The sequence below is a fragment of the Colwellia sp. SU-HH01217 genome, assembly GCF_057543495.1.
Window position 1 is genome coordinate 87827 of record NZ_BAAJLX010000009.1, and the last position, 15140, is coordinate 102966.

Below are 15140 nucleotides of genomic sequence, written 5' to 3' on the forward strand. Positions count from 1 at the left end.
GTTTCACTGTCTATCCCTATTTTTTGTCGGTAGCAGGGTTGTTATTTACTTGCCAGTCGTTGATAAACGTTAGCCAATGCTCCTTCGAATACTCACCGTCTTCGAGAAGCTCGGCAGTATCTTTAGATAAAATCATTTTACCGTCAGGAGTCGAGACATACATATGTGGATAGCCTAGTACGGGCGGTAGTGATTTCATAAAAGCTTCGTTGTCATTTTCATCACTCACACTAATTTTTAGTAAGACAAATTTACTGTGGAGTTGGCGATATATCACTGGATTGTCAGCTAAAAAACTATCCATTTTATGGCACCATGTACACCAGGTACCACCCACTTCAATTAACACATTACGATGCGTATCTTTTGCCAATTTTATCGCGGCAACCGCATCTTTAAATGGGTCTCGTTGTGATGAATACACTTTACTAAAAGCTGGTAAGGTTAAATTGTCTTCTGCATAAACAGGTAAGCTCAATAGCTTGCTTGTTAGCAAAATTAATACAGTAATTATAAATTTCATTGGCTCTCAATCGTTAACGTCTATACGCCCTGTCATACAGACCCGTGGTCAATTCACTATATTTCAAAATTTATCAGAATAAAATATTAGTCAGCATATTTCTCAATCAAAGATGAACACCAAAGAGTTTGCGTATATAATACGCGCTATATAAAAATACTCTTTTAGCTTTTATTAGGAATACATCATGCGTCCAAGCGGCAGAACATTAGGGCAAATTCGTCCCGTTACTATTACTCGTCAATTTACTACTCACGCTGAAGGTTCGGTGTTAATAGAATTTGGTGATACTAAAGTTATTTGTACCGCAACGGTTGAAGTAGGTGTTCCTCGTTTTCTTAAAGGCCAAGGAAAAGGCTGGGTAACGGCAGAATATGGCATGTTACCTCGCTCTACTCACACTCGTATGCGCCGCGAAGCAGCATCAGGTAAACAAAGCGGCCGAACATTAGAAATTTCTCGTTTAATTGCTCGTGCACTTCGCGCAGCAGTAGACTTAAAAGCACTGGGTGAAAACACCATTAGTATTGATTGTGATGTTATTCAAGCCGATGGTGGTACGCGTACCGCGTCGATTACTGGCGCCTGTGTTGCATTAGTTGACGCGTTAAATTACATGCGCGCTAAAGATATTATTAAAACCAACCCTTTAAAACACATGATTGCTGCTGTTTCTGTTGGCATTTATCAAGGTGAAGCGGTTGCCGATCTTGACTACCCTGAAGATTCTGCTGCTGATACAGATATGAACGTAGTAATGACCGACACCGGAAAGCTTATTGAAGTACAAGGTACTGCGGAAGAAGCGCCATTTACCTTTGATGAAATGCAAGCAATGTTAGTGTTAGCAAAAAATGGCATTAATGAGTTATTTGATGCGCAAAAATCTGCACTAAACTAACCCCTTTTCGGCGAATATTAAGCACAAACACTGAGAAAACTATGAAAGATTATCAACGCGATTTTATTGAATTTGCTTTATCAAAACAGGTATTACGTTTTGGTGAATTTACCCTAAAATCTGGCCGTACAAGCCCTTATTTTTTTAACGCAGGTTTATTTAACACCGGCGGTGATTTAGCTAAGTTAGGTCGCTTTTACGCGTCAGCATTAACTGACTCAACCATTGAATTTGATTTGTTATTTGGCCCTGCCTACAAAGGTATACCTATTGCTACCACAACAGCTGTTGCTCTTTATGATCACCATAACACTGACATGCCTTATTGCTTTAATCGTAAAGAAGCTAAAAAACATGGTGAAGGTGGTAGCTTAGTTGGCTCAGCCCTCGAAGGTAAGGTTATGCTAGTTGATGATGTAATCACTGCCGGTACTGCAATTAGAGAATCGATGGATATCATTCAAAACCATGGCGCACAATTATCAGGAGTATTAATTGCCTTAGATCGCCAAGAAAAGGGCCAAGGTGAATTATCTGCTATTCAAGAAGTTGAACGTGACTTTGGCACAAAGGTTATTTCAATAGTAACGCTAGGCGATGTAATTACTTACTTAGAAGAAAAAGTTGCTGATGAACCTGCACTTAATGACAGTTTGTTAAGTATTAAAAAGTATCGTGAAAATTACGGAATCTAGGGTGTTACGTCACTCTAAATTATCATTTACTTAAGCTAGTAAAATAACTCATTTTTAACCAAAACGCCTGCTAAATGCAGGCGTTTTTTTATATTGTTTATTTAGATTAAGCGGTTAACTCAAACCTATGATTGTCTGGCTTTTCGTAGGCTTGATTAATTTGATAATAAAAATTTTCAATGCGCACTGCCCGCTCAGCAACATCTTGAGAACGTGAAGGCGCTATCGCTTCTTGTGAAGCTAAGGTTTGATTAATTAAGTTATCAAATTCATTGCTGTCGCTACTACTATTGGCTTCTTGCGAATAAGCAAATACGTCATTAGGTTTAATGTGTTGTGTTGACGAAGTAGAATTTTGTACATCTTCAAGACCAGCAGTCAACAATTCCGATTGCGCCTGGGCTATTAATCTAGCAGCAGAAGCCGCAACTCGCGTATCTTGAATAGAAGGATTTGCAGGAGCCAGAGCAGCGGCATGCACTTTTTGCATTTTTGCGATAGTTGCTCGGGGATTGCCTTGTACCGGAGAAAGATCAACCGAGACTTCGCCATCAGTCGCGTATTTTTTCCCATCAGGTCCTGTGGTGAATGAATATGATGGTGCGCCTGTAGCCGCGCCGCCAATAGCCGCATGTGCACGTTCATGAGAGCGTACTTCAGCATCACGTTGCTTTAATTCATTTATAATTTTTTCTTCAACAAAAACATCTTGGGCGTTTTTTTCAGTATCTGATGAAGGTTGTTGTTCTTTCTGTTGCCTTTTATCACCCTGCTCACTATCTTCATTACTGTTAGAAATAGTGGTATTAGCTTCTTCTGCCTGTTTTCTGAGATTGGCAAAATCGACTTGTTCATTATTTTGCGCCGGGGTTTTAGCTCGATCTTTATCAGTACCTACGCCTTTTTCCGCGGCAGATTGCGCAGCAGCTTCAGGTTTAACAATAACTTCACGTTGGTTATTTTCACGACGTAGTGTTTCTGTCGGTGGATTAACAACGGTAGAAATAGGTAAACTTGGCAGTTGCGACGAAATATTCATTAGGTCTTTCTAAACTCTAACATCGAGCAAGGTGCCGAGGTTTTCATCTGCAGTACTTATAACTTGCGCTGAAGCTTTGGCTTGGAACTCTGCCACTTTTAAATCAACGATAGACTGATTAATACTAGCTAAATCGCCCGACTGTTGATTTTGATCAGTCGTCGCAACATTATCCTCTTGCCCTACTTTGAAGTCGCTTGGCGTAATGGATGTTTGAGCCGCGATACTAGCCGCCGCTTCATTGGCTTTTTCGGTCGCTTTTTGGAATCCTTCAAATCCTGCATTTAATGCTGACTGTATTTCCATACTCACCTCTTCACTATGTACATAACAATTACCTGTTTAATTATTAACCAAAAACGGTAAAAAGTAAAGTCTAGATTATTGCTTGAATGCTTGTATTTATTAATCTTCCGTGCTGTTTATTATTAACGTTTGCTTTAACAGCCAAGACGTTAAAACGTCAAAAAAATCATCTGCATGTGAAATAAATGGTGCATGGGAAGCCTGCTCAAATATATGACAATCGCTATTAGGTACTATCGCCGTTACCTTGGTCGATATTTTTTTCGGCACTAAGGAGTCTAATCGACCATACATACGTAAAAAAGGCAGTGTTAATGAAGTTAGCGCTTCGCGAAGGTCAACCTCTTCTAACAAGGCTAAAGAGTCATCAAGGGTCTGCCTACTCGGCATGTCGTATTGAAAAATTAACGCTTTTATTTCTTTTAAATCTTGGCGTATTTGTGGGCTACCCATAGCTTGTATTTTTAAAAAACCATCAATGGTTTTTTTAGTGTCTTGAGATAATTGATGATGAAACGCATTAAGCAAAACCGGCTTAATACCGGGCCACATTTTTTCTTCATCGCTAGACAGTTGTTCGGTAAAACATGGCGAGCTCGCTACCGTAATTAACGCTAAAGCTGCCTCAGGGTGATGCTTCGCAATATTGGTTGCTACTAACCCTCCTAGTGACCAGCCTACATATACGGCAGGCTCTTTAACCGCTTCAACTATTTTTTGGCTAATATTTGCCAAGGTATAAGTAGGTGTGGAATTGTGAATATTTAAGCCATAGCCGGGTAAATCAACAGTGATGACTTTGTAATGCCCAGATAGTTTTTCCGCTAGAGGTTGCCACACACCTGAGTTTAATCCCCAACCGTGAATTAAAACAATGGGTAATCCCTGTCCAACGCTCGTAATTTTTAAAGTTTCTGCCATGCTTAGTTAACGACTAATGTTCTCACTAAAAAGTGCGGCTAGTGTACAAAAAGGCTAAGTTAAATGGAATTACTCGCCAATAATTACTTAAAACTATGTGATGTTTTAAAGCAGTTTTACCATCAAATGCTACTCAAACTCAGTAGTTGTGATTTATGCGGTGAAGCCTGTCATCACTATTTATTGCTTTGTCAGAATTGCTTAGCAGATTTACCTCGTTTTAACACAAAGGTAATACAAGGTGATTTACTTAACTGGCCTGCGGTTAATCAAATATTACCTAAAGTATATTTCGATCATTTAATTTGTTTAGCGCCCTACGATACGCCTTACAAACAATGGCTAAGCCAGTTTAAATATAACGGACGATTTGACATAGCTAAATTGCTCGCCATGCTACTTACCGAGCATTATCAATTAGTTATAAAACAACACATGCACCTTCAAGCAGAGCTTATCGTCAGTGTGCCGCTTCATATAACTAAATGGCAGCAAAGAGGTTTTAACCAAGCCCATTTATTGGCAGATATTTTATCTAAAGAATTAGCAAAAGAGGGAGTTAGTCCGCATACTATTCCATACGATAACAAGGCATTAACGCGTAATAAGTCGACAACTAGCCAAGTAGGAAAATCAGGCGCATTACGACGAAAAAGCCTAAGAAATACTTTTAATGTGCAATTTAGCCAAACAACAGCCCCCGAACATGTTTTACTTATTGACGATGTGGTGACAACAGGCGCGACAGCTAGTGAAATTAGTCGTTGCTTAAAACAGGCCGGTGTAAAAAGAGTGACAGTACTTGCACTTTGCCTATCACTCCCACTTTAATAGTGACAATAGTTAGTCTTGAATTGGCACATTAAAAGCGTTAGAAAAATACAAGCTATTCGCTAATATCTTAGCCGTACCAAGCCAATACCCTCGAAAAGCTAAGTTATCACTACTTGCGATAACTCGTCCTTTGCCAAAGCTATGAGCAATTAACGCAGAGTGATGAGCTATGGTATTTACTAAATTTTTATCCGTATAACCACTTAACAATGGTGAGTCGGTGTAGTTAATTACACTCGTAAAAGCACGATTAGGGCGTTTCATAATAAGCGTACTATTTTTAAAAAATGGTAAGTTATCACTTTCATAACCATAAGTTAATGGATGACTAGTATCCATTGTTGTTTGAAAAATTGCTCCAGCAATACGTTTGCGAGCCGCTAATTTTTCTTTATCTTGATAGCTTGAATTACTGCTATCAAACATTTGATTTATTTGGTGGTTACTAACAAAATTTGCCGATAATAGTTCGTTGTCGGCTAACCATTTAGCCGCTCTTTTTTGAGCAAAAACAACACCGCCTTCTTTTACCCAACGACTAAGCGCTGCCATCGTTTTACTGTTAAAGCGGTTATAATTGCCATCAACTAAAATTACGTGGCTATAGCTTGATAAATCAAGATCATTTAATCGCGCCTGTTCAACAATGGTTAAAGGAATATGTAAAATTTGGTTTAAATAATAACGCACTTCTCCTGCTTCATATTGCGAAATATTTTTTCCGCCAACAAGTAACGCTTTCACGGGTTCAATTAAAGAAAACGACGGACTGCCTAAATCTATTCCTTTAGGTGTTAACCCAGTAGGTAAACTGAAAATATCAATATTATTGGCAATACTCGCACTCGCTAATACCTCTTGCCAATTCTTCATGGTTTGCCAACCTGCAGCAACCACCACACTACCCGCTTTAAATGTTCGCTCTTTGCCATTAACAAGGCTAATAAAAGGTTTATTAGCGACCTTCGCTTTAATACCTTTACTTAATAAATTTTCAAGCAATTTAGGGGCAAGTGTGTGATGCCACTCGAATGCATAAGCATAAGCATTGGGATCAAATTTAGCGTGCACCTGCTCTGGCTGTTGCCATTGTCTTTCTGCTAATTTAAGCCCTCGGGTTTTATCGATTGGATAAAACTCAATATTCATTGCCAGTGGAAACGTCCAACCAGATACATCGTAAAACGTATTGTCTTTAAAGTTTTTTTGCTGGTTAAACAGTGCCTGAATAACTCGATATTGTGGTTGTTCTAAAGGAATATAAACACTTTTCTGACCTGCAAAACGTTTGCCTTTGTAGCGAAAGTCGTTAGTTAAAGGGTAAATTTCAATTTGATGTTGCTTTAATGTATTTAAGAAACGGTTCATTTTATAGTTATCGTTATCGGCATGAATAAGATAACCATCAAACTTTTCATTTTCAGCAAGTTTAATTGACTGGCGATAAAAATCATCGCGATAGGCTAAGAATTTTGCCTTATTTTGCCAAGCCCCTTCCACAATCGAAAGCGAAGTTAATACATGATTTTTAATGCCATACGCCAATGTAACTAAGCCATTCACCCCTTGTTGTTGCATACCTCGACTACTGGCTTGTTCAAATAAAATACCGACACTGGCGTTAATATCAGGATATGTAGAGCCTTTGCCATAAAAAAAGTCATCGAAGACTTCTTCGCTAAAATACAAACGCTGTTCTTTATCTAACGCCTTTGCATGATAAGTTGCTAATAATTGAGATAACTCGCCATTGTCCTGCGGTGTTAAAGGGTGAGTTCTACTTGGCACTCCTGGCTGAAAAAAATAGCTGCTATCGTGCGACATTTCATGATAATCGCCCACTACATGCGGCTTATATTGATGAAAATACTTCAGCCTATTTTGGCTTTCTTGTTGGGTTAATAACAGCCAGTCTCGATTCAAATCAAACCAATAATGGTTGGTTCTACCTGTGGGCCAGTCTTGATGATGCTCTATATCATTGGGATCATCATTGGCTGCATCGTTATGAAAGGTGTTCACCCAATTAACAAACCGGTCTAAGCCATCAGGATTAATACTAGGCTCTAATACAATAATAGTATTCGCTAATAATTGGGTCATTTCTTGAGATTGACTTGCTGCATAATGATAAGCCACTGCTAATGCGGCATTTGCACCAGTGGCTTCGTCACCGTGTACACTATAGCCTAGCCAAATGACTAGCGGCTTATTGTTAGACTGTGAGCTAGCATTGCTTGTAGCCGATTTATCATTAGTAAGTAGTTTATCTAAGTGCGTTAAATTTTCAGGCGACGAAATAGTCACTAAAAATTGTTGTCTTAATTGAGTTGTTTTGCCAATTTCAGTTAGCTTAACCCGTGGTGAAGTTAATGCGAGTTCTTCAAAGTAGCTTTCTAATTGATCGTGTCTAATGTGGCGCTCGCCTAAACCAAATCCCAAAGATGATTCAGGTGTTATAACCGACTCTTGATAATTTTCAGCTTCGGGGAGAAAATCCAAAACGCTTGCTGCATACATTAGCGATGAATAACTGATGGTTAAGATGAAAAATACAACTTGTCCAATTAAACGCAATAAACTCATTCGAAATCCTCAAAATGTGAACACAACACATTGTATTATATTAATGAATAATCACCTAGAAACTGAATTAAAATAACCGTCCAGAAAGTCAGGGCTTGGTTTTTATACCATTAAGATCCTAAAAATAACAACAGGTACTAGCCGTGAGTTAAATTCAAGAGTAAAATAACCATACTTGAGTAATTTAGTCAGGTATATACCACTAAATTAGTTTATCCGTATCGAGCAAGAGTAATTATCATGATCAGTATTTCAGAAAGCGCACAGTCACATTTTAAGAAATTATTAGAACAGCAAGCTGAAGGCACTAATATTCGTGTTTTTGTTGTTAACCCTGGAACGGCGAGTGCTGAATGTGGTGTATCTTATTGTCCTGCCGATGCTGTTGAGCCTGACGACATTGTTTTAGAGTTTAATGGATTCTCTGCATTAGTAGATGGCCCAAGCAAGTTATTTTTAGAAGAAGCCGAGATCGACTTCACAACCGATCAAATGGGTTCGCAATTAACGTTAAAGGCACCAAATGCCAAATTACGAAAAGTCGCAGATGATGCACCGTTATTTGAACGTGTTAGCTACTTTTTACAAGCCGAAGTTAATCCTCAATTAGCTGGCCACGGCGGTGAGTGTACCTTAATGGAAATTACTGACGACGGTTATGCTGTATTACAATTTGGTGGTGGCTGTAATGGTTGTAGCCAGATAGATGTAACAGTTAAAGATGGCATTGAAAAACAACTACTTGAAGTTATGCACGGAGAAATTGTAGGCGTTAAAGATATGACTGAACACGAACGTGGCGAGCATTCATATTACTAATCTCTTATGTTAACAAGCTTGCTTGAAAAACTAGGCCAAGATCCACAACGAAGTTTATCGATATTTCTTCGTGGTCTTGGTCTTTTTGTTTTAAGTGTACTATGTATTAGTTTAGGCTATTTTTATCACCATCTTTGGCAAATTCCAGGGCTCATTTTATTGGTAATTGCTTGCCTAATTGCCGCTTGGGGATATTTGGGGATTTTTGCCAACCGATGGTTAAACATTCTTTCAAGAAATAAGTCCGACAACGACAACCTGTTTTAATCGCTTGGTTGCGCCCCGCGTTTAAAACTCTCTTTGCAAAGCTCTTTTACCCGATAATGATAATGCCACGCCAGCGTCACACCTCTGGCTAACAAAAATACCGACAGTGCAGCCCATAACGCATGATTACCGTAATCTTTCAAGATAAACCATACTGGGAAGAAACAGGCAAAAGTTGCAATTATCATGCTATTTCGCATCGCTTTTGCTTTCATTAAGCCGACATAAATACCGTCATATAAATAACACCAACAGCCTAATACCGGTAATAGCACCAGCCAAAAAAGATATTGTTCCGTAAAGACACGTACCGCTTCAATATCAGTAATCCAATAAACAAACGTTTTACCCGCCAGCCAAAATAACAAAGAATAACAAAAGGCAAAAACAGCGGTCCAAAATAGGGAAATATTAACCGTTGTATTGAGCAGCCAGTAGTTTTTCGCACCTTTTGCTTTACCCACCATAGCTTCAGCCGCATTAGCAATGCCGTCTAAACCAAATGAAATGAGTAAAATAAAATTAAGCAAAATCGCATTAGCCGCAACAGCATTATCGCCAAGCCTAGCCCCCTGAAAGGTAATAAAGATAAAACAAAGCTCTAAGCACAAGGTTCTAATTAATATATCGGCATTTAGCCTAAAGTAAGCCAGTAATTCACTTCGTTCGAAGACCGAGCTTAACAATAACCGTTGATCTTCAAAGACTGCTTTAAATGGTGCTTTAAACTTAGCAAATATCACTAAAAGTCCTAGAATAAAGCCTGAATATTCAGCAATAATTGTTGCAAAAGCGATGCCTTCTACTTGCCACTGCAGAACAAGTACAAAAAATAAATCTAAAACTAAGTTAATCATGTTAGTAGCGATTAATATCCACATTACCGCTTTCGCATGATGATTGCCTAACAGCCAACCTAGAATCACTAAATTAGATAATGCCGCTGGCAAACCCCAAATGCGAATATCGCTGTATTGTCTTGCATAAAATTGTACCTGCTCCGATCCTCCTGCAAGAAAGAGCGCCCCATCTAAATATATCCCTTGGCAAATGATTAAACTGCCACCAACTAAACAGCTCACTAAAATGCCGCGCAATAATATTATAATATTGAGCTTATTGTTTTCAGCGCCATATGCTTGCGCGGATAAACCTGTAGTCGACATTCTTAAAAAGCCACAAAGCCAAGTAATTGAAGTGATCACCATGGCACCAATGGTTGCACCGCCTAAATAATATGCATGCTCTAAATGTCCGATAACGGCAGTATCAACAAGCCCCAATAATGGCACAGTGATATTTGAAAATATCATCGGGATTGCTAACATAAATAAATGTTTATGCTGTACAACGTTTTTGATGTTAAACAAGAAAATGTCCTACTGTTAATGCTACTTTAAGTTACAGCCTAAATTACTTTCAAGGTGGCACCCGAAGTGACACTTTGTTAAACAATAAAATATACTGGGCTTTTATTGCTAAACGCGTTAGTTTTAGCAACTCTCATTTTTTGGAGTTCACCTTGATGAATAAGATAATCTTCGCAATTTTATGCTGCTTTTTTTTCAACACCAATAGCTTGGCTTCGGTGATTTTACAATATCACCATGTGAGTGACAAAACGCCAAAAAGTACGAGTATATCTCCCGCTCAATTTGAAGTGCATCTACAATATCTTAAAGATAATAACTTCACTGTTGTGCCATTATCTAAAATAGTGACAGCAATTAATGCTCAGCAGCTACTCAAAGATAAAACTGTTGCCATTACCTTTGATGATGCTTATCAAGATAATATGACATTCGCTAAGCCTTTACTCGATAAATTTAATTTCCCTTATACTATTTTTGTTAACCCAAGCGTCATTAATCAAGGTGCTAAAGGTCATCTATCTTGGCAACAGTTAAAAGCATTATCAGATGAAGGCGTTATTATTGCTAATCATGGTTACGCACATGACTCTATGGCAAGAAAGCCCGACGAACTTAGTGAAGAACAATGGATAGCGCAATACAGCCAATTAATAGTAGACGCCGAAAAAATTATTGAAGAACATACGGGCCAAAGTTGGCATTACTTTGCATACCCTTATGGAGAATATACGCCCGCAGGACAACAATGGCTTAAAGAAAATGACTATTTCGCCTTTACTCAGCAATCTGGCGCAGTTGGGTTAGGAACCGATTTTACGATTATTCCGCGCTTTCCTGCCTCACAGCCTTATGATCAAATTTCTGGGTTACGGGACAAGCTAAATTCTTTGCCACTTAATATCGCTTTAAGTGATGAAAATAAACAAACAATATTTAAGAAAAACACCTCAAAGTCGATCACATTTAACGTGGAAGTTGAGGACTTTAATCCCGGCCAATTAAACTGTTATATTTCAGGATTGGGCCGTCAAAAAATCAATTGGCAAAACGATAGCAGTTTTACCATTAACTTCACTAAAGATTTACCCACAGGACGAGTACGCTGCAACTGTACCGCGCCGAGTTTAAGTAAACCTGGTCGTTATTATTGGTATTCAAAACCTTGGTTTATTTTAAAAGAAAATGGTCAGTGGTATCCACTATAAATATCACATGGCTTTAATGGTAATAGCTCATATCTGATCTTACAGCTTGACTGCATAGATTGCTTGAACTCACAGCACTTTTGAGAAGTACTATGGTAAACGGATAGCAGGCTTTGAAATCATTTCATTACTGACAGTTTTCTCCCGAAAAATTGAATATCTAATTATCCCTTCTAAAGTTATTTAAAAAGCATTATACTGTATAAATTTACAGTATAATGCTTTATGAAAGTGATACCCGTATATATTGAAGCAGGAATATCTGGCTTTGAAAGTCCAGCTGCTGAATATAAAGAATTGAAACTATCCTTAGAAGAGTTACTTCTTCAGCACCCTAATGCCACTTTCTTTGGGTTGGCTAACGGACGTTCTATGGAAGGGAGAGGTATATTTGATGGTGATGTACTCGTTGTTGACAGAGCTGAGCACATCAGTAATGACTCTATTATTGTGGCTAACTTTAACGGCTGCTTTGTTTGTAAAATAATAGATACTGATAATGCTTTATTGTTATCTGCATCAGATGAGCATATGCCTATCCCTATTACAGAAGCTGACAGTTTTCAAATAGAAGGAGTGGTGAACGTATCATTTAGACTACATAAAAAAGCACCTGCATTACTGTCATGTTTAGCTTAATTGATGCTGTATCATTTTATGCTCGCTGTGAAAAAGTGTTTGACCCAACAATACGCGACAAGCCCGTTGTTGTTCTCACGAATAACGACGGTTGTATTTGTGCTGTGTGCCCTATGGGTCGTGAGCTCGGTATTCCTAAATTTGTACCATACTTTAAAGTTAAGTCATTTTTAGCAAAGCATAATGTAGTCATTCGCTCATCAAACTATGAGTTATATGCTGATTTGAGTGAGAGGATGATGAATGTCATCGCTAGATACTCTGATAGGCATTACGTTTATTCTATTGATGAATCGTTTTTACACTTTAGAAATTTTGCTTGTATTAATGATTGGCATGATTACGGTCATACTATTAGGAAAGCTGTTTGGCGTGAAACGCGATTACCTGTTGGAGTTGGTTTTGGCACTACATTAACATTAGCAAAAGCGGCAAATCATGCGTCTAAAAAGTTATCTGGCTTTGATGGTGTAGCAGTTATTAACGATAACGACTCTCGTAAAGAAATACTATCTCGAATGACGCTCACTGACATATGGGGTATTGGCTCAAAGCTTGGTCAGCGCTTGAGTATATTAGGCCTTAAAAATGGTTGGGATTTGGCAAATCAGTCACCTAAATCAATGAGAGGTCAGTTTGGTGTCGTTGTTGAGCGTACTGTTAATGAGCTCAATGGTACGCCATGCTTAAACTGGGATGAAATAGGACAAGATAAAAAAGAGATATTTTCTACACGTAGTTTTGGTCAGCGGGTTACATGTGGTCACGCACTTAAAGCAGCACTATCAAGTCACGCCAGTATTGTCGCCAAAAATACCAGAAAGCAACGCTCTTTAATTAAGCGATTAATTGTTTTTGCCTCAAGCTCTCCTCATGATGATAACTATTATAAAAAATCTATAATCTATGAGTTCCCTGTTGCTACTGACAATACCTTGAAGATAGTTTCCGCTATTTCATTTGTTTTTGAAAAAATCTATATGGGTGGCGTACTATTTTATCGCTGTGGAGTTGGTGCTGTTGAATTAGAAAATAGCCGATTTCAGCAACATGATATGTTCAACGTGAATGAGAATAACCCACAATTGATGAAGTGCTATGATAACCTGAATCATCGTTATGGCAGTGGCACGATTGAAGTTGCGGCGGCTGAAAAAAATGATAAATGGGTAATGAGGCGTAATTTTTTATCACCCAGTTACACCAGTAAATGGACAGAAATACCTAAGATAATTTGTTGAGGCAAGTATGTGTGGTCGATTTAGTGTAGATAAAGCATTAACACCAATAGTGAGCGAGCTATTTAATACCCCATTTAACGTAGAAACTAACACTAATTCAAGCCCCAGCCAGTCAGTAGCAACTATCATTAATAATGGTTCAAGCTATAAACAAGTTGATGCATTGTGGGGTATAAAGCCAAGCTGGTCTAAAAAATTGATAATTAACGCCCAAGCTGAAACAGTTGCTATCAAGCCTACGTTTAAGCAATCCTTTAAAAACCAAAGGTGCTTAGTACCGTGTAATGGTTGGTTTGAATGGAGAAATGAAGAAGGTAAAAAGGTTAAATATTTATTTGAGCATGCTAATAAAATGCCTTTGTATATGGCGGGTATTTTATTTCACCATGAGCATACCGAGCTTGTAACTTTAACGATAAAACCTAATGCTAAATGTGGCCAATACCATAAACGTATGCCCGCTTTGGTTTTAGCGAAAGATAAAGACTACTGGTTTAACTCATCACCTCAAGAGTTATTTCTACAACATGTGGAAGATAGAGTTATACATGTTAAACGTGCTGATTGACCTTAATGTATCAATATTCTGCTGTGAGCACATATGAGACTGTCAGCTTTGATTAAGTCCTATTGGTTGAACCTTACAGATCAAGTTAAGGCTTATTCACTTTAATCATTTTTGCAGCGACAAAGTTTATTTTGCCGCTGCATTAAACGTCTTTACTACTTGTTTTTTCTTTGCTTATTTTCCTTGATAACCGATTTATAGAAACGCCCTAAGTTTTTATCTTTACTGCGCTTTTGTGCCAAAGTTTCTCCATTTCTGGCTTGCTCTTTCAATAATTTATTGTAATTTTCTAAACGACGTTGTGACAAGTCACCCGACTCGACTGCTTTATTAACCGCACAACCGGGTTCACTATGATGTTGGCAATTAGCAAATCGACATTGTGAAGCTAAAGCGTCAATTTCTGCAAAAGATTTAGCAATGCCTTGTTCACAGTCAACAAGTTGTAGCTCCCTCATGCCAGGTGTGTCTAACAACAGACCACCTGTAGGCATTAAATGTAAGGATCTCGATGTTGTGGTATGTCGCCCTCGGTTGTCATCTTCTCTTGAGGCACCTGTGCTTTGCGAATGAGCAGCAAGCAAGGTATTAACTAAGGTAGACTTTCCTACCCCAGAAGAACCAATAAAAGCGACAGTTTTTCCTGTGGTGCACCAAGATTTCAATGGCGCTATACTATCAGGATCTAAAGCATTAACCGCTTCTACCATTAGCATAGGATCGAGCGACAATACTTGAGAACGATAGTCTTCAACGGCATCACAATTATCTGCTTTCGTCAGTACAATTACCGGCTCTACTTCTGCCTCATACGCCAATGCTAAGTAACGTTCAATACGATTTAAATTGAAGTTTTTATCAAGAGAACACACGATAAATACGGTATTAATGTTGGCTGCAATTAATTGTAAATCAACTTTAGAGCCTGCAGACTTTCTAGCAAACAAAGACATTCTTTCAAGCCGATGTGCAAATTCCCCTTGCTCAGTAAGTAGCAACCAATCGCCAACAGTTAATCCTGTCATTGACGGCGTTATTGGCATTGAAAGATTAGCATTCTGCTCGGTCATCACTTCAATATGTCCGCGATGCTGCGCGCTTATGCGAGCTAATTGAAAAGATGTAAGTTGTTCAAGTGACAACTGTTGTTGAAAAAAGGCAGTAAAGCCCATTTGTGGTAATGATAATAATGACATCGTTAACCCTCGCGTATTTCTTCATTG

The 15140-nt window shown here is 38.4% G+C and carries 16 protein-coding genes; 9 read left to right on the top strand and 7 right to left on the bottom strand.

The annotated features are described in order from the left end of the window. Nucleotides 1-16: 16 nt before the first annotated feature. Nucleotides 17-523, bottom strand: coding sequence for a thioredoxin family protein (locus AC27G3_RS12210; protein ID WP_487121913.1), 507 nt, complete (start codon nt 521-523; stop codon nt 17-19). A 187-nt stretch (nt 524-710) separates the two neighbouring features. Between AC27G3_RS12210 and rph the strand changes: the two genes are divergently transcribed. Together rph and pyrE are read left to right on the top strand one after the other, a co-directional pair. Next, a complete protein-coding gene (gene rph, locus AC27G3_RS12215) occupies nt 711-1424 on the top strand; it encodes a ribonuclease PH (RefSeq protein WP_487121915.1) in 714 nt (237 codons plus the stop codon). Between the two features lie 41 nt (nt 1425-1465). Continuing rightward, nucleotides 1466-2119: an orotate phosphoribosyltransferase gene (pyrE, locus tag AC27G3_RS12220; RefSeq protein ID WP_487121916.1), complete on the top strand. Its 654-nt coding sequence runs from the start codon at nt 1466-1468 to the stop codon at nt 2117-2119. Nucleotides 2120-2225: 106 nt separating this feature from the next. Here pyrE and AC27G3_RS12225 read toward each other — a convergent pair whose 3' ends face one another. From AC27G3_RS12225 to bioH, 3 genes are all read right to left on the bottom strand, one after another. Beyond that, nucleotides 2226-3158: a putative metalloprotease CJM1_0395 family protein gene (locus tag AC27G3_RS12225; RefSeq protein WP_487121918.1), complete on the bottom strand. Its 933-nt coding sequence runs from the start codon at nt 3156-3158 to the stop codon at nt 2226-2228. Nucleotides 3159-3167: 9 nt separating this feature from the next. Further along, on the bottom strand, nt 3168-3464 hold the full coding sequence (locus AC27G3_RS12230) for a hypothetical protein (RefSeq protein WP_487121920.1): 297 nt from the start codon (nt 3462-3464) through the stop codon (nt 3168-3170). A 99-nt stretch (nt 3465-3563) separates the two neighbouring features. Next, nucleotides 3564-4385 (bottom strand): pimeloyl-ACP methyl ester esterase BioH, encoded by an 822-nt coding sequence (gene bioH, locus AC27G3_RS12235; protein WP_487121921.1) that lies wholly within the window; start codon nt 4383-4385, stop codon nt 3564-3566. 63 nt (nt 4386-4448) lie between these two features. Here bioH and AC27G3_RS12240 point away from each other — a divergent pair, with 63 nt between their 5' ends. After that, nucleotides 4449-5216 (top strand): ComF family protein, encoded by a 768-nt coding sequence (locus AC27G3_RS12240; protein WP_487121923.1) that lies wholly within the window; start codon nt 4449-4451, stop codon nt 5214-5216. A 12-nt stretch (nt 5217-5228) separates the two neighbouring features. On the opposite strand, the gene AC27G3_RS12245 is transcribed toward AC27G3_RS12240, so the two are convergent. Then, nucleotides 5229-7805 carry a M14 family zinc carboxypeptidase gene (locus AC27G3_RS12245; protein WP_487121925.1) on the bottom strand — a complete coding sequence of 859 codons (2577 nt, stop codon included), beginning with the start codon at nt 7803-7805 and terminating at the stop codon, nt 5229-5231. Nucleotides 7806-8045: 240 nt separating this feature from the next. Here AC27G3_RS12245 and nfuA point away from each other — a divergent pair, with 240 nt between their 5' ends. After that, nucleotides 8046-8624, top strand: a complete 579-nt coding sequence (nfuA, locus tag AC27G3_RS12250) for a Fe-S biogenesis protein NfuA (RefSeq protein WP_487121927.1) — start codon at nt 8046-8048, stop codon at nt 8622-8624. 6 nt (nt 8625-8630) lie between these two features. Beyond that, on the top strand, nt 8631-8891 hold the full coding sequence (locus AC27G3_RS12255; protein ID WP_487121929.1) for a hypothetical protein: 261 nt from the start codon (nt 8631-8633) through the stop codon (nt 8889-8891). Here AC27G3_RS12255 and AC27G3_RS12260 read toward each other — a convergent pair. Continuing rightward, nucleotides 8888-10261 (bottom strand): MATE family efflux transporter, encoded by a 1374-nt coding sequence (locus AC27G3_RS12260; protein ID WP_487121930.1) that lies wholly within the window; start codon nt 10259-10261, stop codon nt 8888-8890. The genes AC27G3_RS12255 and AC27G3_RS12260 overlap by 4 nt on opposite strands. A 155-nt stretch (nt 10262-10416) precedes the next feature. Between AC27G3_RS12260 and AC27G3_RS12265 the strand changes: the two genes are divergently transcribed. The 4 genes from AC27G3_RS12265 to AC27G3_RS12280 all read left to right on the top strand — a co-directional run bounded on the left by AC27G3_RS12265 (nt 10417) and on the right by AC27G3_RS12280 (nt 13917). Then, nucleotides 10417-11469 carry a polysaccharide deacetylase family protein gene (locus AC27G3_RS12265; RefSeq protein WP_487121932.1) on the top strand — a complete coding sequence of 351 codons (1053 nt, stop codon included), beginning with the start codon at nt 10417-10419 and terminating at the stop codon, nt 11467-11469. A 225-nt stretch (nt 11470-11694) separates the two neighbouring features. Beyond that, nucleotides 11695-12108: a LexA family protein gene (locus AC27G3_RS12270; RefSeq protein WP_487121934.1), complete on the top strand. Its 414-nt coding sequence runs from the start codon at nt 11695-11697 to the stop codon at nt 12106-12108. Beyond that, entirely contained in the window at nt 12096-13349 is a 1254-nt protein-coding gene (locus tag AC27G3_RS12275; RefSeq protein ID WP_487121936.1) for a Y-family DNA polymerase, read from the top strand. The genes AC27G3_RS12270 and AC27G3_RS12275 overlap by 13 nt, the downstream gene beginning before the upstream one ends. Nucleotides 13350-13356: 7 nt before the next feature. Then, on the top strand, nt 13357-13917 hold the full coding sequence (locus AC27G3_RS12280) for an SOS response-associated peptidase (RefSeq protein WP_487121937.1): 561 nt from the start codon (nt 13357-13359) through the stop codon (nt 13915-13917). Between the two features lie 155 nt (nt 13918-14072). Here AC27G3_RS12280 and rsgA read toward each other — a convergent pair whose 3' ends face one another. Further along, nucleotides 14073-15113, bottom strand: coding sequence for a ribosome small subunit-dependent GTPase A (gene rsgA / locus AC27G3_RS12285; protein ID WP_487121938.1), 1041 nt, complete (start codon nt 15111-15113; stop codon nt 14073-14075). Between the last annotated feature and the right edge of the window lie 27 nt (nt 15114-15140).

Excerpts from the sequence above, each read along its gene's own strand:
- AC27G3_RS12210 (WP_487121913.1), bottom strand. The coding sequence starts at position 523 with ATGAAATTTATAATTACTGTATTAATTTTGCTAACAAGCAAGCTATTG.
- rph (WP_487121915.1), top strand. The coding sequence starts at position 711 with ATGCGTCCAAGCGGCAGAACATTAGGGCAAATTCGTCCCGTTACTATT.
- pyrE (WP_487121916.1), top strand. The coding sequence starts at position 1,466 with ATGAAAGATTATCAACGCGATTTTATTGAATTTGCTTTATCAAAACAG.
- AC27G3_RS12225 (WP_487121918.1), bottom strand. The coding sequence starts at position 3,158 with ATGAATATTTCGTCGCAACTGCCAAGTTTACCTATTTCTACCGTTGTT.
- AC27G3_RS12230 (WP_487121920.1), bottom strand. The coding sequence starts at position 3,464 with ATGGAAATACAGTCAGCATTAAATGCAGGATTTGAAGGATTCCAAAAA.
- bioH (WP_487121921.1), bottom strand. The coding sequence starts at position 4,385 with ATGGCAGAAACTTTAAAAATTACGAGCGTTGGACAGGGATTACCCATT.
- AC27G3_RS12240 (WP_487121923.1), top strand. The coding sequence starts at position 4,449 with ATGGAATTACTCGCCAATAATTACTTAAAACTATGTGATGTTTTAAAG.
- AC27G3_RS12245 (WP_487121925.1), bottom strand. The coding sequence starts at position 7,805 with ATGAGTTTATTGCGTTTAATTGGACAAGTTGTATTTTTCATCTTAACC.
- nfuA (WP_487121927.1), top strand. The coding sequence starts at position 8,046 with ATGATCAGTATTTCAGAAAGCGCACAGTCACATTTTAAGAAATTATTA.
- AC27G3_RS12255 (WP_487121929.1), top strand. The coding sequence starts at position 8,631 with ATGTTAACAAGCTTGCTTGAAAAACTAGGCCAAGATCCACAACGAAGT.
- AC27G3_RS12265 (WP_487121932.1), top strand. The coding sequence starts at position 10,417 with ATGAATAAGATAATCTTCGCAATTTTATGCTGCTTTTTTTTCAACACC.
- AC27G3_RS12270 (WP_487121934.1), top strand. The coding sequence starts at position 11,695 with ATGAAAGTGATACCCGTATATATTGAAGCAGGAATATCTGGCTTTGAA.
- AC27G3_RS12275 (WP_487121936.1), top strand. The coding sequence starts at position 12,096 with ATGTTTAGCTTAATTGATGCTGTATCATTTTATGCTCGCTGTGAAAAA.
- AC27G3_RS12280 (WP_487121937.1), top strand. The coding sequence starts at position 13,357 with ATGTGTGGTCGATTTAGTGTAGATAAAGCATTAACACCAATAGTGAGC.
- rsgA (WP_487121938.1), bottom strand. The coding sequence starts at position 15,113 with ATGTCATTATTATCATTACCACAAATGGGCTTTACTGCCTTTTTTCAA.